Genomic DNA, 17,292 nt, shown 5'->3' on the forward strand with positions numbered 1-17,292 from the left:
TGTCTTTTTTTATTGATTACTATCATTATATGCCTCGCCCTTTAGAGGCTTGGAGGACCGATTATTCAGATACCCATTGCCCGTGTAAGGTTCCACATCATCGAAATTGATGCCCTTTTCTGCGTAAAAGTTGGTAAGCATTTCTCGCTCAGACTCCAAAAGCGGCGGTAATGATAAAGTTGTTCCCAAATTATAGAGCGACTCATCCAATGTAAATCCGGGATTAGTTGTCGCTAGCTCTACGCGACATCCTCCTGGTTCGATAAAATAAGCGGATCGAAAATAGCCCCGATCGGTAAACAATTCTCTTTGCCAACCATTCTCGCCCGCTTTTTCCCAATAGTAATGAAGCTGAGCGGTTGATTCTACTGCCAGTGCCAAATGATCTACTGAACCCCGTCCCCACTTCTTCTCTGGCGCATCAAGCGGGGTTTGAACCAAATCTAGATGCTCCCGCTTCTCTAGCTGAATTTGATTGTCCTTAATTTGACAGCCAAACAAATCATGAAAAAATTCGGCTGTTTTATTGGGATCTGGGACAGCGAGCGTACTACCGATTACTCCAATAATTTGTTTAGTTTCTGGAATATCTGATTGATAATTTATGTGCCAATCATAAAGCTCATCGTCTCGCTCTTTAAATTGCAGAGTAACTCCGTCTTGATCAACAACATGCAATACATGCCTCGAATCAACTTCGGTCTTGTAACCATTATTTTGCAGTCGATCCCGCCAATAAATCAGTGAATCTCTCGGGATTGCAAAATTAATCCCCGACCAATAATGATTTACGTCAGTGCGCTTACGAAACGGATTGATTGGAAAGAAAGTCACAATCGTCCCAGGAGTACCCATAAAATCGCCATAATAAAGATGGCGCCTACGAGGAAAAGCTTGGTTGACACTATTTTTCACCAAACGAAGCCCTAAAATTTTGGTATAAAACTTCAGATTAGTATCAAGATCTTCGGTTAATAAAGAAATATGATGTATTTTCATTTTTGCCTCTATTTCCAAATATCTCCTGCGCTCTCGCGCATTTCTTGTAAAATTTCACTAACTTCAACTGACTTATCGAGTTGCTCAAACATCTCGATGCGGTCGTGTCGCTGCATCGTCCAGTAGAAGAAGTCAGCTTCAAACCTCAAAGGATTGCCGTTGTGAGGAAGTGACACATCATGTACGTCTTTAGGATTGCGTGCCAAGCGAATCTCCGTTAAATCTGCTGGATTAGAAACTAAGATCGTACCCTTTTCACCGTAGATTTCAGTTGGCGCATACGACGTCGTCGATTTACCAATCTTAAGCTCAACTGAGAAGTGCGGATACTTCAAAAGTCCTAAGCCAAAAATATCTGCCCCGTGAGCTACTGGCAACATCAAAGGATCATAAAGCGATTCTGTTGGTTTACCAAATAAGGCAGTCGCAAAATAAACGGCATAGACCCCGAGATCTGATAAGGCACCGCCTGAGAATTCATTTGAAAACACATTCGGCAGCTTTCCCACTTCAACTTCTGCAAATCGTGAAGAGCGCTTCATATAGGTGATCGATGCCCCATCAATAGTCCCAATTTGCTCCAACAAGTCCTTAATTATTTTCAGATTTGGATCATATAAATTACGTTGAGCTTCAAAAAAGAAAAGTTCAGGATCTGCTTCAAGAATTTCTCTAAGCTCTATTAATTGACTCGGCCTCGTAACCGCGGGCTTCTCACAAATTACATTATGATGATGAAGTAGCGCAGCTTTTGCCTGTTCAAAATGTAAACTATTTGGACTCGCAATATAAATTACGTCAAGATCACGGTTCAAAAATCTTCCAAAATCAGTCTCGACGCAGCCGTGCCCAAACTCATCAGTTAGCCGAACTCCTGTTTCCTGGCGCCGAGAATAAACTGCTGTCAATTCGTACTGACCCTTAGCCTGCGCCGCCTCGATAAATTGACTGGTAATCCAACTAGTGCCAATTACTCCTAATTTATAAGTCATCTCTCCCTCTTTTCAAATCTACTCATTTGATAACGGGCATTAATGTAGCTCTTTCGCAAATCACGCAGTCTCTGATAATCTTGATTAAGCCCATCAAGGAGAATTTGCTGTTCCTTTAATTGTTTGCGAAAAATCTCACTGCGCTCGTCAACTACAACGCCCGTTCGATGCAGATAAGCACTAAGCTGAGCTGTCAACTGCTCTTTTTTGCTGCTAAGTTCGTTAATCTGCTGTTCAAAAGCGACTAACCGTCGATTAATTGCCTTGGTTTGCAGATTGAACTCCATAAACCATTCATAGGGCATATTACTCTTTAATTTATTACATTCCCGACAAGACAACGTCAGGTTATCAAGATCGTTGGCTCCACCGCTAGAAACCGGTTTCATATGATCGATGCTCATCCCCTGACGCCCACAATACTGACAAGTATTGTGGAAGCGATGATAAACCTGCATCCGGGTATTGTAGTCAATCTTCTGCAAATTATGTATTGTATCGACTTGAAATCCCAACTGAGCCAAATTATCAAAAAAACTTCCGAGATTATCGAGAGTGATTTCTTGATCTTCATACTTAATCAATCGTTCATAAAGATCGCGGCGCCCAATATTCTTCTTAACTACAATTGCGGCGTCATCATAATCGCTGATAATTGCTTCGACTACTTTGCGCATGGTTTTGGGTAATTGAAGCGCTTTTCCAGTTGTCTGGCCACCTTGGTATGTTAAATTCATCACTTCAGCGTAAATGCTATTGCGATAGTTATAAAAATCACTATATAGCAAGCCGCGGACCTGGCAAACATCACAAACACTGAAAACCTGGGACTTTTTAATGAAGTGTTCGGGCGTCAAACGCAACTCACAACTAGCACAACTTAATTTCAACGGTAAACTATTTCCAACTCAGAACGCTTGCTAACAAAATTCACTCCCACAACTGATTGATCTAAGATTTTCGTATATTCATCTAGTACATCATCCGGCAAAGGAGTGACTCCCTTTAACGCTGTTATGACCTCTTGAGTACTATCTAGCTGTTCAAAGTCCAACAAAATTTCAATTTTAGTGACAACATCACGCAACAAATCAGTTAATAATGAATTGGGCTTCCCCTCAAGATCGGTCATCACCAACTTATCAGCTGTGAAGTACTCGTGATTCAATTTAGTAATTTTAATAATCTCAAAAACTGACATCAAGTATTCCACCTTTCTTCCTTTTTCCCTATAATAACATAGGTAACTAATAAAGGTGGATGAAAAAAATGAACGAATTAGATGACTGCTTTGCTGAATACTTTACAACCATTAAATCGCCCGAACAAAGGGAAATATTTCGCCAAATCTTGATTCAGACAATGTTAATGTTAGAGCTTAACAGCTACCCCGAAATGGACGGTGGCAACCCTAGTTTCTTTCTAAACGATCAGCCAGTGATCGGATTTAGCGCGAACACTGAACAAATTGAAATTATCCCGCAAAATATCGTTGCCCTAAAAACTGCCGTCTCATGGGACCATGATTTTCCATTTGACCATGTCAAGAAGTTAGTAAAACTGAGGGAAGCAGAACTCCTTGAAGATATTGAAGGTGTTGACCGAGCTGAAGACTAAACATCAACTTCCCACCAAGCACGGTTAGTTTGATACCAGTCAATAGTTCTTCGGAGGCCGCTGGCAAAATCAACCTCCGGCTTCCAACCTAAGGAAGTAATTCTTGCAAAATCTAACCCATAGCGCCAATCGTGCCCCGGTCGATCACTGCCAAATTGGATAAAATCGGGACTTTTCCCCAGTTCAGTGGCAACCATTTGGGTCACCGCTAGATTACTAAATTCTTCAAAAGAACCTACTTGATAAATTTCTCCCGGGACACCTTTTTCAATCACCAACTCAATTGCCCTAACATTGTCCTCGACGTACAACCAAGAACGGAGATTAGTCCCGTCACCATAAAGTTCAATTGTCGCGTCTCTTAAAGCATGCGTAATAGCCTTTGGAATCAGCTTCTCCAAATTCTGATAAGGTCCGTAGTTATTGGTCGAGCGCACAATATTAGCTTGAACACCGTAAGTTTTCTGGTAAGAATTCACCAACAAATCCGCACTCGCTTTACTAGCTGCATAAGGCGAACTCGGATTTATTGGTGTCGTCTTTTGAGCCCAGACCCCACTTGGCAAACTGCCATAAACTTCATCAGTGGAGATTTGAATTAAGCGCACCTGATGCTCTTTTGCCACCTCTAACAAGGTTTGAACACCCAGAACATTGGTCTCGACGAAAATGTCTGGGTCGGATATTGAGCGATCAACATGACTTTCAGCTGCAAAATTTAAAATCAAATCAACATGATTACCAGCAACAATGTTCGCCACCAAATTTCGATTATTAATATTTCCACTGTAAAAACGATAGTGACTTTGGTTGGTCCCATTCAAGTTATCCGTATTTGCCGCATAGGTCAAAGCATCCAGATTAATCACCTGGTCAGAACAATAATGAGCCAAGTGATACCGAATGAAATTAGCTCCAATAAAGCCCAGTCCACCCGTCACTAAAATGTTCACTAAATCAGCCTCTCTTCTTCAACGTAATCGATCGGCAACCACCTCAAGACATCTTCTAGTAATTGATCCCAATAATACCATTCATGTCGCCCGCGTGATTTTTGATAATTAAGCTGATAACCTAAACCTTCAACTTCTTTTTTGGCTGATTGATTGCTCAAATACAGATCATCATCGGTCCCAATCCATGCAAAAAGCTTTGGTAGCTCCAGATTTTTTGCTGCCTGTTGGCGCGCCAACTCCAATAAATCATTCTCAGAGCCCGCAAAATCATTTAGATTACCAAAAATGCCTTGCCAATAAGCCAGCTGCTGCTCATCTTTAATTAGGTCCAAATTCATTTGACTCAAATCTAACGCCCCTGATAGTGAGGCAGCGTAAGAGAATTTATTGGTCCCAAAAGCAAACTTCCAAGCGCCGTAACCACCCATCGAAAGACCCGCGACAAAATTACGTTCTCTGGAAGTTGCCAATTGCGGGAACATTTCATGGATTTTCTCAGGCAATTCTAGCGCTAGAGCATCAAAATAGTTCATCCCATAAGTCGTGTTAGTGTACCAGCCTAAACCCGTGGTTGGCATAACCACGGCCAGATTGGTACGACGAATTAAACGAGCAAGGCGGGTTTGACGCAACCATGTGAGCTCGTTTCCGCCCATGCCGTGCAATAGATAAAGAACCGGGATTTCAGTTAAATCAGCATCCACCGCTTCTTTTTCTGGCAAAATAACTACCATTTCCTGATCTTCGCTTAAAACCTTTGAGCGATAATTAATCTGTAATAAAGCCATTTCTCCTCCTAAAATAGATCGTCTTCATCAACTTCAGTAGTAATAAAAGATGCGATCTCGTGGGCTAATTCTGCTGCATCTTTGTTCGCTGTTTCCAATAATAAGTCAGAAATATTGCGATAAGCTTCATCCCCAAACTTCCAATAATCCTGCAAAATTTTCTCAACAGGCTGCTCACCAATATAATCTGAATACAAATGAGTAGCTAGGTACTTGACCAATGATTTTGAATGTTTGATATGTAAATAGATAATAGCTGCGTCTGATTCCACTAAAGTAATGAGATTATTTTTATCCTCAACCAAGTCAGAACCAGTCGAAATAATGCTCCCCTGCCTACTAAGCAAATCGGAGAACACATATTCTTCAACATGATGAATTTCATCCCAACCGATGCTGTCAAATTGACTAGGTGGCAAACGCAAAAACTGATTCTCCACCTCTTCTTTGAAGTCATAAAAGGGCCTATTTAATTGTTCAGCCAGATTGTGGCCAATTTGGTTTTGGAAAATCCCCCAAAAACCAACGAGTACTATCGTTTCATTTTGTTCAGCTTTATTCATACCTATATTCTATCCTAAAATTACCCTAATTAGAAATCGTCCCAGTGGTGACTTTTAGTTGGTAAAACAATGGCAAAAGCAAGATACCAAAACAGCCCCTGTCCAAGGAGCAAAATCGACAAAAGCCAGACGATTCTGAGAATGCCAGGAGAGATTCCAAACCGTTCTCCGATTCCCCCACAAACACCTGCCAGAACTCGATTATCAGTCGATTTATAAAGTCCTAGAACTCTTCCAACTAACGAAGCAATAAACAGAAGAATCAAAAGTGAAATTACTATAAAAAAGAAAATAAAGAAAAGAATCATGTCGGCAACTCCTTACTAAATATAATATAAGTATAACCCAGTTAAAAACTTAAACAAATCGGTCAAAAGATTGATTTTACAGTTGATCTTTTTGGCTAATTAAATTATTCTGAATGAAAAGTGTTTACGCAAGGAGAAAAAATGAAACTACTGGAAGACAGAATTCAAAAAGATGGACTAATTCTTAATGACGACATTTTAAAGGTCGATTCTTTTCTAAATCACCAAGTTGATCCTGCTCTAATGATGGAAATCGGCAAAGAATTTGCGAGGATTTTTGCTGATACAAATGCTGATCGCATTTTAACCGTTGAATCATCCGGCATTGCCCCTGCGGTAATGGCGGGCTATGTTATGGATCTACCAGTGGTTTTCGCCCGCAAGCATAAATCGCTGACTTTGCCAGACAACGTCTACACCGCTGATGTCTTTTCATTCACGAAGCAAGTCAAGAATAAGATTATTATCGACAAGCGTTTCCTGCACCCCGATGAGAACATTTTGATCATCGATGATTTTCTAGCTAACGGACAAGCTGTCTACGGACTACTTGATATTACTAAAGCCGCCGGTGCTAATATTCAAGGCGTTGGGATCGTGATCGAAAAGACTTTCCAGCGCGGCAGAAAACTTCTCGACGAGAACAATATTAGAGTTGAAGCCCTCGCAAGAATTTCTGAATTCAAAGACGGCAAAGTCGTTTTTACCGAGGATTAATTTCTAAAAAATGGCTCTTTAACGGTGATCGCAGGGTGATCAAGATCGAGCTCTACTCTTGCCCCGTACGGCAAAGCCACCCGCGGATAACTGTGTCCAAAATTCACATTATAAATAATGGGCAGCTGAAAGTCACTGGTGACATCTAATAAGACAGCTTTATACTCTTCATAATTTTTCTCATTTTGCGGTTTTCCGACAATAATCCCATTAATGTTTTGAAATATTCCCCAAGCCTTCAGATCTTCTAACATATGCCGATAAAACTCTGCATCTGGACACATTTCACTAGTTTCGATAAATAAGATTTTCCCCTGCCACTCTTCTTTTGACGGAAAAATCTGATACTTAGCAATAACTTTATCTTCATCGCTAATTTTTGGAATCGTCGTGTGAATCATGTCATGCAAACTGTCTAAACAGCCGCCAAGCAGTTCACCAGTGACAACTCCTTGACCTCTTAGAACCTCATATCCATGCTCTTCTACATGACTAGGCCGAACAGTCCCTAGCGCTTTTTCAGAAAAATCAGTTCGTTCTTCATACCAAACTGGGCTTGAAGTAATCGCCGTCTCACTTGGATTTGAAAAGTAACGCATAATAGTTTCTTTAGTTTTTGGGAGCAAATCAGAATCAAGCTCTGCTAAATCATTGATAAAATTCGGACCATAATAAGTCCGTAGACCCAAGCGGTGGAACATCAAATGATTAATTGTCGTATCTGAGAACCCGCTAAATAGCTTGGGATGTTGCAACACAGCTCGAACAAATTCTGAATCTTCCATTATATGTGGAAGTATTCGATAAGTATCAAGTCCCCCTATTGCGCAAAAAATTCCTTTGATCCGTGAATCGTAAAAAGCTGCCTTGAGATCTGCTGCTCGCGCCTCAGGGTGTGCTGCTAAATATTTCACCCCTTTTAACGCGTTGGGCATCAATTCTGGTTTAAGTCCTAATTCTTGCAATCTTTTGAGACCCAGATCAAGTTGATGTTTGGCCGATTTTTCGCCCAAAGTTCCCCGAGAAAGACTTACAATCGCGATTCTGTCGCCTTTTTCTAAATTCGATGGTAAATTAAGCATTTTTAGTTTCTCCATTTATTTAGGGAAAGTATAACATTTGCGCTATAATTTAACCATGAATTAATGGAGGAAGAAAATTGACATTAGAAATTTCAACCGGAGCGGTCGTATACCGCAAACACAATGGAACGATCGAATATCTTCTTGAACAAAGTGTGCCTTCTCATTACTGGGGGTTTCCAAAAGGACACGTCGAAGAAGGAGAATCTGAACAAGAAGCGGCAGAACGCGAAATCCGAGAGGAGACCGGCCTTAACGTGCACGTCGACGTCACTGGCTTTAGACAGTCAGATGAATATCCCTTGGCTAACGGCAACCTCAAGCGAACAATTCTCTTTTTAGCTGAAGCTAGCGATGATCAAAAGATAATTAAACAGGATTCTGAAATCAGCCACTTGGACTGGTTTAACTACGAAGATGCGCGAGCGACCCTGACTTATGCCAGTTTAAGGGCAATTCTCAGAAACGCTCACAATTACTTGAATGGCCGTTAAATGAAATCCAAAAATAAATCGCTAGAATTTACCATTGCAGCTTGGCTAATTTTAGGAATCGGAGCTCCTCTGGTCAGACAATTTGGTCAAAAAATCTTACCAGAAGAGTATCTGAGTTTGGTTACTAACTTAATTGTCCTACTAATTGCAATTTACCTAAACAGTAAATTTTTTAAAGTCCCAATTCGCTGGCAGAACCGCCACAACTTTAAGAGCCAATTAATTACTTGTCTCCCAGCGCTAATCTTTATTTTGTTGCTGGTAGATATCTGGCACTGGCAACTAGGAAGCTTGTTTTTCGTTAATTTATTGAATTTGTTTTTAAGTGCTGTTTCTAACATTTTCATTATTTACGGATTGATCCTGACTTTAGTCGAACAAGCTAACCCTGACAAACCTTATCGAGCCGTTGTTGTAAGTACAATTGCGTTTGGATTAACTAACATTTATATTTTATCAATTTCATATGGCAGCGGGGTCTTTCTCATGTCGGTCATCGAGAAGATAATTTTGTCCATGGCTTTTAGCGTTCTATTGGCAACAGTTTATCTCAAAACGCATCACTTAAACCTCGTAATTGCGCTTCAAATGATGTATCTGGCTCCCAGAATTTTAAATGAGCTCTCAGTGCCGTTAACGTCTAATACCTTTACTTTAGCTTATCTCATTATAGCGATCTTTTATTTTATCTTTTTAACTCAAGTCGTCAATTCTGCGACTGATTTTATCACATTGAAAATCGTGATGAACTCTGCAGTCTTGCTGATTTGCTTATTCGTTTCATATCAACAATTCAAGCCAAAAAAAATGCCTCCAAAGTAAAGGGGCATTTTTTGTTAAAGGCTGACCATCTTAATTGACATAATATTCTCATTCATTGAAATATCTTCAATGATATCGGCGTTATTGATCTTGGTCGGGATCTCCACGTCGTAGACGTTAGTATAGATATGATTATTGGTATCCGACTGGTCAACGTTAAAGTTAACGTCGCGCACCACGATACCGTGCTCGTCAAAATAATCCTGAATGAAAGTTTTGGTTTCTTTCTTGTGCCGGTACTGAATCATAACTTTCTTAACTGGCGTAATGTGAAGAATTTGCTTCAAAACCGTTAAAACCAGGAAAATAACCACGGTACCAGCAATTGCGATGTCATAATTCCCCATTCCAATTGCTAAACCTAACCCAGCTACTGCCCACAGACTAGCAGCTGTCGTTAATCCGCGGACAATTTGATGATGTACTAAGATCGTCCCAGCGCCTAAGAACCCGACCCCGCTAACCACCTGGGCGATTAACCGCGCCTCATCTGCTCTAATAACTCCTGCGTAACGCGGATATTTGCTGGCCATCATCAAGGCATTGAAGCCAATCTCCTTTTGGATCATTGCAATAATGCAGGCCCCCACACAAACTAAGATATGCGTCCGCAATCCCGCAGAGTGATTTTTTTGCTCTCGATTGTAACCGATCAGACCAGCACAAACAACTGACAGCAGTAGACGAAAGATAATTTCGTAAATTGATAAATACAAATTCATAATTTTCCCCCCTTCGAAAGATCTAGACTAACTGAATAGTTTACGCTTATTTTTGAAACGTTAAAAGGGAAATTAGCGAAATTTTAATAATAAAGAATTGCGATTGCCTTTTCGCCAATATGCGTTGCTAGGACGGGACCTGTTTCTGCAAGCAAAGTTGGAATATCTGGACGAATTCTAAAAATATGCGCTGCTAGTGATTTGGCATAATCCTCTGCGTTAACGTAGGAGATCCCAATCGAATGTAAATTAGGATTTTGCAACATTTCATCAATTACTCCGTTATAAAATTGTTCGATTCCTTTCATGCTGCGAGTCTTCTTGACTGGAAGCAATTTCTGATCTTTTAACTCGATGACAAGCTTAAGCCGGATGATCGTAGACAGCACGCCTGAAACTCGGCTGATTCGCCCTCCTTTAACTAAATTGGTCAGCGTCGGTAAAGCCAAGTAGACCTTCGTTTCGTCTCTAACTTTCTCGATTTCTGTCAAAATTTCCTCAATTGAAGCACCTGATTTTGCCATTTGCGCAGCTTTGAGTACTTGAAAAGCAAGGGCTCGATCAGTAAAATCACTGTCAACCACAATCACTTCCCCGTGACTAATCTTTGCAGCTTCTCTAGCAACGTTCACCGTTCCGCTCAAAGCTGCAAGCATATGGATGGACAACACAGTTTGCCCGTTGCTTGCATATTTACTGTAGACCCCAACAAAGTCGCCAAGCGAAGGCTGGCTAGTTTTCGGCAAATTCGTAGCTTGACGCATCTTTTCCACGAATTCAATTGGCGTAATATCGATGCCATCAAGATAGTTCTTGCCGTCAATTTCAACTTTTAAGGGTACGATTTCAATTTCGTATTCTTCAATTTCTTGCTTAGTAAGTCTGACTGAAGAATCTGTAACAATTTGGATTTTACTCATTTTGCACCTCGCTATAATTTTTTGCCTATATTAAATTATACATGATTACGACACTTTTAAAATATTTTTAAGCGAATGTTAATTTTCTGAACTTCAGCACTATCAAAGCGCTAACATTCATGATATGGTAAAGTGTATATAACAGAGTAATACTGATTTAAATAAAAGGAGGAACCATGAATTCAAGTGAAATTATGAGCCAAATTAGAGCGGCGGAAGAAAAGATCCAGGTGCTAAAAGGTGCGCTGATTGATATGTATAGTGCTGATAAACGGCTGACCGAAGCTGGTAATTCGATTAAACAGGCAAAGTCCACGGCTCACCCTTGGCGCGGGCAACAAAAGGAGACTTTCAGTTACCAAGCTATTCAAATTGACGATATTATCACCGCAAATATTAGAACTAACAACGATAATATCTTTGCTACAATGACCAGAATTAAGCAGTTGGAAAGTGAAATTGAGAGTTTGCGCAACAGTTTAGCGAGCGCATTACAGGCGGAGGCAAGTGTCAAATGACGAAAATTCAAATCGACAAATCTAGTTATGATTCTAACGTAAATAAAGCAAAGAAGGATATCAATTGGCTGAAGTCACAAAAGATCCACGTTCTTAAAACGCCTGGGACCGATATTCACCCCTTCGTTCAAGCAGTTGAACTCGAAAAACAGTTGGACGGTATTATTAAGAAATACGCTGACGTGGCATCCCATGACACCGATGAATTTAGTAAAACTGGCAAATATTTTAAAAAGACTGATCAAGCCATTGGTCAGGCAATCGAAAAGAATTGAGGTGATCATTAATGGTTAAAATTAAAATGAGCGAAGTGTTGGAGAATTATGAGAGTTTGAAAAGAGATGCTGATCTCCTTCAAAATGCTTTAAAAGACGTTAACGAATCAATGTTAGGTGTACCAAAGACAGAGAATTTCCACGGTCGAGCTCAGACCTTGATGCTTGATTACACCCAAAAGATTCACGAAACTTCCACGAAAAAATTGAACCAGAATCTTGAAGATTTAACTAAACAGATGCATCAGATGATCAACATCTTCAAAAGTAGCGTTGATAATAGCGACGATGCGGTCATCATTTCAGGGAATCTTGAAGAAATTTCAAAAAAAGTAAAGAACGCCCAAACTAGTAACATCTCAGGCGAAACTTTAGCAAATAATGCTGCCGCAAAAGCCGCAAGTGCAGGAGCTAACGTTTACAAATTATCTAGCAGCTGCGATGAACTTCTACACAACTTAAATCGACACATCGATAAAACCAAAACCAATTTAATGACTTTCCACTCGCGCAAAGATCTCGATAAATCATTTGATAACATTGGCAGAAGTGTTGTGCGTGTAAAGACGGTGATTCGTTCCATCGATACAGTAACCCTCCATGGCGACGAGAAATTTATCTTGGGAGCATTATTAGAAGAATTAGCAGCGGACGGTTGGTCTGAAGGAGGTCTAAACTCGTTGAAAGAATTTATCAAGGAAAAGATGCTTAATGCCAAAGATCGAGTAAAGGTGCTCAATAACATCGCCAAAAGCGTCCGGGAAGTCGGCTCTGATGCATTTAATGCACTGATCCGACCTTACGCCCAAGAAGGGGGTGCAGGTGAACCTGCTCAACGGGCACTGAAAGCAATGCTTAAATATTTGGGAGCTGAAATGAAAGACGGTTACTTGAAAATCCCGAACGGATTCCCCACAAATTTGGATCCATTTCATAACGAGTTCTTACAAGAACTTCTGCCGAGATTGGTACAAAACGCCTTTCCATTTAATCTTACTATACCTGGTGGACTATCAACTGCAAGAGGAGATTTTGCCGCTGCAATTCATCAATTGCGCTATTACGTTTCTTATGCCAACGCTGTCTACGTCGAGAACGAAGCCAAAAAACTGGGGATTAAACCAGCTGTGTTCTTAGATTTATTGACAAAAATGAAGGGCAAAGATCTGAAAAACCATCCAATCCTTAGCAAATATGCAGACACCGAAGTAACTTTCGAAAGTTCAAGACCTCACAATAAGTTAAGCTCATTTAAAGCTACTGAGGAAGATTTCAAAGGGATCAATAAGGTGAAAGAGAATCTCAGAAAGGCGGGAATTACAGATATTAAAGACTTAACCGACTACAACAACTATAAATTATTATCCAAATTCAACGTTGAATTCATTGTTAACAACAAGACGGGCGATTTGTTGAAGGTAAATCTCAATAATACCGCGGGAAAAAATGCCCTCGATTACAACAATTGGGATTTCGACGACCTTAATGGATTCATAAATGGACCTTCCTACAATTATTCCAATACCGGGGACATGAATAAGAAGGAGGGGGATAATGAAAATTATAAACTAGATGCTCGTAAAAGTTCTCACTACAATTATGACTACAATTATTGGTATAAATTAGACATGCCTAATCGAAATAAAGCAACCAGCGGGGGGATGAAAATTTATGTTTCTCCGGGAGGTGATAACTATGACGCAAACACACCTAAGACGTTCTCTGAACTTAACAATATAAATTTCTCAGACATTCTAAAAAAATAACTTTAAGAAAAAGGGAAGAGACAGCACTACTTGCTGACCTCTCCCTTTCTTATTTTGCCCAAGATTAAGTCATTAATGGAGTTGGGAATCTTATACACATGATCGTACTCGTGGAGGTAATCCTTGTATTCCAAATGATCAGTATCCAAAGTCTTACTATCCTTACCTAGATCTGCTTTGATCGTCGCAATCCGCCAATTTTTACCCTCTTTCTTTATGACATAGTTATCCTCGTCTTTAAACCGTTCCGGTAAATTTTCTTTGCCCGGAAATATGTTATCTTTCTTTATCTTGTTCTGTACTTCAGGTGGCAATTCCTGTAATGTTCTTCTGCTGACACTAAGTAACTTATAGTTAATCTTCACTTCATTGATTCTTTGACGTTTTTCAAATTTTTGATCATTGGAATCTTGATCAATAATCGCATATTTTCTAACATTTAATTTAATTTGATCCCCCTTAACCATGTAATCTCCCGATTCTATTTCAAGCCATATAGGCAATCCCTCATCGCCTGGCAGATACGAATCTTTAAAAGTGTGATTATAAACCAAGACAAATGTTTGATCTTCATTTAATCTGAGAAAATACTCGCCATGACCGGGATACTTCATTGCTCTTTCAGTAAATACACGTGTATTAAACGAAAATGATTTGCCCACCAATTCAGAAGCTTGATCGGATTCAATCCTCGGAGTAAGCGCAATGCCTTTGTCTTTTGCTTTCTCTAGCTCTTTGGAACTCATCTTCGAAAACACTGGATCTAAGTTTTCATGACGAACTGGCTGATTATTAGAATGCTTCTTTTGAGGTCTATTAATAATTAGGATAGCAACTACTAATCCAATGATCGTGAGAATGCCGAACGCTATTTTAATTTTATTCTTCATCTGCTACTTGCTGACCTCTCCCTTTTTTATTTTGCCTAAAATTAAGTCATTAATCGAATTGGGAATTTTATACACATGATCGTACTCGTGGAGGTAATCCTTGTATTCCAAATGATCGGTATCCAAAGTCTTACTATCCTTACCTAGATCTGCTTTGATCGTCGCAAAACGCCAATTTTTACCCTTTTTCTTTATGACATAGTTATCCTCATCTTTAAACCGTTCCGGTAAATTTTCTTTGCCAGGAAATATATTATCCTTCTTTATCTTGTTCTGTACTTCAGGTGGTAATTCTCGAAAAGTTCTTTCAGTGACACTAAGCAACTTATAGTTAATCTTCACTTCATTGATTCTTTTTAAATTTTCCACTTTATGATCATTGAAACCCTGACCAATAATCGCATATTTTCTAACATTTAACTTAATTTGATCCTCCTTAACTATGTAGTCTCCCGACTCTATTTCAAGCCATATAGACGATTCCGCATGGTCTGGCAGATACGAATCAGTAAAGGTATGATTATAAACCAAGACAAATGTTTGATCTTTATTTAATCTGAGAAAATACTCGCCATGACCGGGATACTTCATTGCCCTTTCAGTAAATACTTCTACATTAAACGAAAATGATTTGCCCACTAAGTCCGAAGCCTGATCTGCTTTAATCCTCGGAGTGAGCGCAATGCCTTTGTCTTTCGCCTTCTCTGCTCTATAATGCATAAACATAAGACCTGCAACAACAAATACAACAAGAATGCTGCCAGTTATTATCATTAATTTTCTTTTATTCTTCATCTGCTACTCGCTGACCTCTCCCTTTTTTATTTTGCCTAGTATTAAGTCATTAATAGAATTGGGAATCTTATACACATGATCGTACTCGTGGAGGTAATCCTTGTATTCCAAATGATCAGTATCCAAAATCTTACTATCCTTACCACGATCCACTTTGATTTTCGCAAACCGCCAATTCTTATCCTTTTTCTTTATGACATAGTTATTTTCATCCCTAAATCTTTCCGGCAAATCTTCATTATCTGGAATTATGTTATCTTTCTTTATCTTGTTCTGTACTTCAGGTGGTAATTCCTGTAATGTTCTTCTGCTGACACTAAGTAACTTATAGTTAATCTTCACTTCATTGATTCTTTGACGTTTTTCAAATTTTTGATCATTGGAATCTTGATCAATCATCGAATATCTTCTAACGTTTAACTTAATTTGATCCTTCTTAACTATGTAATCTCCCGATTCTATTTCAAGCCATATAGGCAATCCCTCATCGCCTGGCAGATACGAATCTTTAAAAGTGTGATTATAAACCAAGACAAATGTTTGATCTTCATTTAATCTGAGAAAATACTCGCCATGACCGGGATACTTCATTGCTCTTTCAGTAAATACACGTGTATTAAACGAAAATGATTTGCCCACTAAGTCCGAAGCTTGATCTACTTTAATCCTTGGAGTGAGCGCAATGCCTTTGTCTTTAGCCTTCTCTAGCTCTTTAGAGTTCATCTTCGCAAACACTGGATCTAAGTTTTCATGACGAACTGGCTGATTATTAGAATGCTTCTTTTGAGGTCTATTAATAATTAGGACAGCAACTACTAATCCGATAATTGCGAAAATGCCGAGCGCTATTTTAATTTTATTCTTCATCTGCTACTTGCTGACCTCTCCCTTTTTTATTTTGCCTAGTATTAAGTCATTAATGGAGTTGGGAATCTTATACACATGATCGTACTCGTGGAGGTAATCCTTGTATTCCAAATGATCGGTATCCAAAGTCTTACTATCCTTACCTAGATCTGCTTTGATCTTCGCAACCCGCCAGTTTTTACCCTCTTTCTTTATGACATAGTTATCCTCGTCTTTAAACCGTTCCGGTAAATTTTCTTTGCCCGGAAATATGTTATCTTTCTTTATCTTGTTCTGTACTTCAGGTGGCAATTCCTGTAATGTTCTTCTGCTGACACTAAGTAACTTATAGTTAATCTTCACTTCATTGATTCTTTGACGTTTTTCAAATTTTTGATCATTGGAATCTTGATCAATCATCGAATATCTTCTAACATTTAATTTAATTTGATCCCCCTTAACCATGTAATCTCCCGATTCTATTTCAAGCCATATAGGCAATCCCTCATCGCCTGGCAGATACGAGTCTTTAAAAGTGTGATTATAAACCAACACAAATGTTTGATCTTCATTTAATCTGAGAAAATACTCGCCATGACCGGGATACTTCATTGCTCTTTCAGTAAATACACGTGTATTAAACGAAAATGATTTGCCCACCAATTCAGAAGCTTGATCGGATTTAATCCTCGGAGTAAGCGCAATGCCTTTGTCTTTTGCTTTCTCTAGCTCTTTGGAACTCATGTTTATAAAAACGGGATCTAAGATTTTACGGCGAGCTTGATTACGTCTATCAAGATATAGAACAGCAGTTACTAATCCAATGATCGTGAGAATGCCGAGCGCTATTTTAATTTTATTCTTCATGGTGCTACTCTTTCCTCTACTTTACTTAAATTTAAACAAGTCAAAAAAAGACCCACAGTTCTAAATCGAATTGTGAGTCTTCATTTTAAATTTCAATCGTCAAATACAAGACCTGATCATTATTTTTCAGATCCCAACTTGCTGGATCGCCTGGAGCAGGATAATCTTCTTTTCCTTCTAACATCGTAGCAATCTCATCCGCCGCCCAGAAAGTTGCATCCGGCATAGTTCTCTTAGTAACTTTCAGTTCTGTAAGCGCTGGCGAGGTCACCACAAAATAATTACCATTGTCATTGAACTTAGATACAATCACCGGATAAGTCAGCTCCATTATTTTACCTCAAACATTTTCTGT

Annotated in this window: 23 protein-coding genes; 7 read left to right on the forward strand and 16 right to left on the reverse strand. The window is 39.3% G+C overall.

Annotation, left to right across the window (positions count from 1 at the left end):
• Positions 1 to 9: 9 nt before the first annotated feature.
• The 4 genes from R8495_RS09600 to R8495_RS09615 are packed head-to-tail and all read right to left on the reverse strand — an operon-like array spanning position 10 to position 3,192.
• Complete coding sequence (locus tag R8495_RS09600; protein ID WP_317635257.1) at positions 10 to 999, reverse strand: VOC family protein; 990 nt, start codon at positions 997 to 999, stop codon at positions 10 to 12.
• A gap of 8 nt (positions 1,000 to 1,007) precedes the next feature.
• Entirely contained in the window at positions 1,008 to 1,991 is a 984-nt protein-coding gene (locus R8495_RS09605; RefSeq protein WP_317635258.1) for a Gfo/Idh/MocA family protein, read from the reverse strand.
• Entirely contained in the window at positions 1,988 to 2,881 is an 894-nt protein-coding gene (locus R8495_RS09610; protein ID WP_317635259.1) for an HNH endonuclease, read from the reverse strand. Before R8495_RS09610 ends, R8495_RS09605 begins: the two co-directional genes overlap by 4 nt.
• Positions 2,878 to 3,192: a hypothetical protein gene (locus tag R8495_RS09615; protein ID WP_317635260.1), complete on the reverse strand. Its 315-nt coding sequence runs from the start codon at positions 3,190 to 3,192 to the stop codon at positions 2,878 to 2,880. Before R8495_RS09615 ends, R8495_RS09610 begins: the two co-directional genes overlap by 4 nt.
• A gap of 68 nt (positions 3,193 to 3,260) precedes the next feature.
• Between R8495_RS09615 and R8495_RS09620 the strand changes: the two genes are divergently transcribed.
• Positions 3,261 to 3,608: a hypothetical protein gene (locus R8495_RS09620; protein WP_317635261.1), complete on the forward strand. Its 348-nt coding sequence runs from the start codon at positions 3,261 to 3,263 to the stop codon at positions 3,606 to 3,608.
• On the opposite strand, the gene rfbB is transcribed toward R8495_RS09620, so the two are convergent.
• From rfbB to R8495_RS09640, 4 genes are read right to left on the reverse strand one after another with little or no spacing between them, the layout of a single operon-like run.
• Positions 3,605 to 4,561, reverse strand: a complete 957-nt coding sequence (gene rfbB / locus R8495_RS09625; protein WP_317635262.1) for a dTDP-glucose 4,6-dehydratase — start codon at positions 4,559 to 4,561, stop codon at positions 3,605 to 3,607. The two genes, R8495_RS09620 and rfbB, sit on opposite strands and share 4 nt — an antisense overlap.
• Positions 4,561 to 5,352, reverse strand: a complete 792-nt coding sequence (locus tag R8495_RS09630; protein WP_317635263.1) for an alpha/beta hydrolase — start codon at positions 5,350 to 5,352, stop codon at positions 4,561 to 4,563. Before R8495_RS09630 ends, rfbB begins: the two co-directional genes overlap by 1 nt.
• A gap of 8 nt (positions 5,353 to 5,360) precedes the next feature.
• Complete coding sequence (locus R8495_RS09635; RefSeq protein WP_317635264.1) at positions 5,361 to 5,915, reverse strand: shikimate kinase; 555 nt, start codon at positions 5,913 to 5,915, stop codon at positions 5,361 to 5,363.
• A gap of 29 nt (positions 5,916 to 5,944) precedes the next feature.
• A complete protein-coding gene (locus R8495_RS09640; protein ID WP_317635265.1) occupies positions 5,945 to 6,223 on the reverse strand; it encodes a PspC domain-containing protein in 279 nt (92 codons plus the stop codon).
• 141 nt (positions 6,224 to 6,364) lie between these two features.
• Here R8495_RS09640 and R8495_RS09645 point away from each other — a divergent pair, with 141 nt between their 5' ends.
• A complete protein-coding gene (locus R8495_RS09645; protein WP_317635266.1) occupies positions 6,365 to 6,940 on the forward strand; it encodes a xanthine phosphoribosyltransferase in 576 nt (191 codons plus the stop codon).
• Here the strand turns inward: R8495_RS09645 and R8495_RS09650 are convergent.
• A complete protein-coding gene (locus R8495_RS09650; protein ID WP_317635267.1) occupies positions 6,937 to 8,022 on the reverse strand; it encodes a S66 family peptidase in 1,086 nt (361 codons plus the stop codon). The two genes, R8495_RS09645 and R8495_RS09650, sit on opposite strands and share 4 nt — an antisense overlap.
• A 77-nt stretch (positions 8,023 to 8,099) precedes the next feature.
• Here R8495_RS09650 and R8495_RS09655 point away from each other — a divergent pair, with 77 nt between their 5' ends.
• Both R8495_RS09655 and R8495_RS09660 read left to right on the forward strand, forming a co-directional pair.
• Positions 8,100 to 8,516, forward strand: coding sequence for a bis(5'-nucleosyl)-tetraphosphatase (locus R8495_RS09655; RefSeq protein WP_317635268.1), 417 nt, complete (start codon positions 8,100 to 8,102; stop codon positions 8,514 to 8,516).
• On the forward strand, positions 8,517 to 9,338 hold the full coding sequence (locus R8495_RS09660) for a hypothetical protein (protein ID WP_317635269.1): 822 nt from the start codon (positions 8,517 to 8,519) through the stop codon (positions 9,336 to 9,338).
• A gap of 14 nt (positions 9,339 to 9,352) precedes the next feature.
• On the opposite strand, the gene R8495_RS09665 is transcribed toward R8495_RS09660, so the two are convergent.
• Both R8495_RS09665 and R8495_RS09670 read right to left on the reverse strand, forming a co-directional pair.
• Positions 9,353 to 10,060, reverse strand: a complete 708-nt coding sequence (locus R8495_RS09665) for an MgtC/SapB family protein (protein WP_317635270.1) — start codon at positions 10,058 to 10,060, stop codon at positions 9,353 to 9,355.
• A gap of 83 nt (positions 10,061 to 10,143) precedes the next feature.
• Positions 10,144 to 10,980 carry a DegV family protein gene (locus R8495_RS09670; protein ID WP_317635271.1) on the reverse strand — a complete coding sequence of 279 codons (837 nt, stop codon included), beginning with the start codon at positions 10,978 to 10,980 and terminating at the stop codon, positions 10,144 to 10,146.
• Positions 10,981 to 11,156: 176 nt separating this feature from the next.
• Between R8495_RS09670 and R8495_RS09675 the strand changes: the two genes are divergently transcribed.
• The 3 genes from R8495_RS09675 to R8495_RS09685 are packed head-to-tail and all read left to right on the forward strand — an operon-like array spanning position 11,157 to position 13,539.
• Positions 11,157 to 11,498: a YwqH-like family protein gene (locus R8495_RS09675; RefSeq protein WP_317635272.1), complete on the forward strand. Its 342-nt coding sequence runs from the start codon at positions 11,157 to 11,159 to the stop codon at positions 11,496 to 11,498.
• Positions 11,495 to 11,773, forward strand: coding sequence for a hypothetical protein (locus tag R8495_RS09680; RefSeq protein WP_317635273.1), 279 nt, complete (start codon positions 11,495 to 11,497; stop codon positions 11,771 to 11,773). The genes R8495_RS09675 and R8495_RS09680 overlap by 4 nt, the downstream gene beginning before the upstream one ends.
• Before the next feature lie 11 nt (positions 11,774 to 11,784).
• Positions 11,785 to 13,539 (forward strand): DUF3114 domain-containing protein, encoded by a 1,755-nt coding sequence (locus R8495_RS09685; RefSeq protein ID WP_317635274.1) that lies wholly within the window; start codon positions 11,785 to 11,787, stop codon positions 13,537 to 13,539.
• A 26-nt stretch (positions 13,540 to 13,565) separates the two neighbouring features.
• Here the strand turns inward: R8495_RS09685 and R8495_RS09690 are convergent, their stop codons facing one another.
• The 5 genes from R8495_RS09690 to R8495_RS09710 all read right to left on the reverse strand — a co-directional run bounded on the left by R8495_RS09690 (position 13,566) and on the right by R8495_RS09710 (position 17,268).
• Entirely contained in the window at positions 13,566 to 14,429 is an 864-nt protein-coding gene (locus R8495_RS09690) for a hypothetical protein (protein WP_317635275.1), read from the reverse strand.
• A 3-nt stretch (positions 14,430 to 14,432) separates the two neighbouring features.
• The gene (locus R8495_RS09695; protein ID WP_317635276.1) at positions 14,433 to 15,224 is read right to left on the reverse strand and encodes a hypothetical protein; all 792 of its coding nucleotides are present in this window, start codon (positions 15,222 to 15,224) and stop codon (positions 14,433 to 14,435) included.
• Between the two features lie 3 nt (positions 15,225 to 15,227).
• On the reverse strand, positions 15,228 to 16,091 hold the full coding sequence (locus R8495_RS09700) for a hypothetical protein (RefSeq protein ID WP_317635277.1): 864 nt from the start codon (positions 16,089 to 16,091) through the stop codon (positions 15,228 to 15,230).
• Positions 16,092 to 16,094: 3 nt separating this feature from the next.
• Positions 16,095 to 16,937 carry a hypothetical protein gene (locus R8495_RS09705; RefSeq protein ID WP_317635278.1) on the reverse strand — a complete coding sequence of 281 codons (843 nt, stop codon included), beginning with the start codon at positions 16,935 to 16,937 and terminating at the stop codon, positions 16,095 to 16,097.
• Positions 16,938 to 17,022: 85 nt separating this feature from the next.
• Positions 17,023 to 17,268, reverse strand: a complete 246-nt coding sequence (locus tag R8495_RS09710; RefSeq protein WP_317635279.1) for a type II toxin-antitoxin system HicB family antitoxin — start codon at positions 17,266 to 17,268, stop codon at positions 17,023 to 17,025.
• Positions 17,269 to 17,292 lie beyond the last annotated feature (24 nt).

Origin of the sequence: Xylocopilactobacillus apicola (genome assembly GCF_033095985.1) — a bacterium.
In the GTDB taxonomy this organism is placed as follows: domain Bacteria; phylum Bacillota; class Bacilli; order Lactobacillales; family Lactobacillaceae; genus Xylocopilactobacillus; species Xylocopilactobacillus apicola.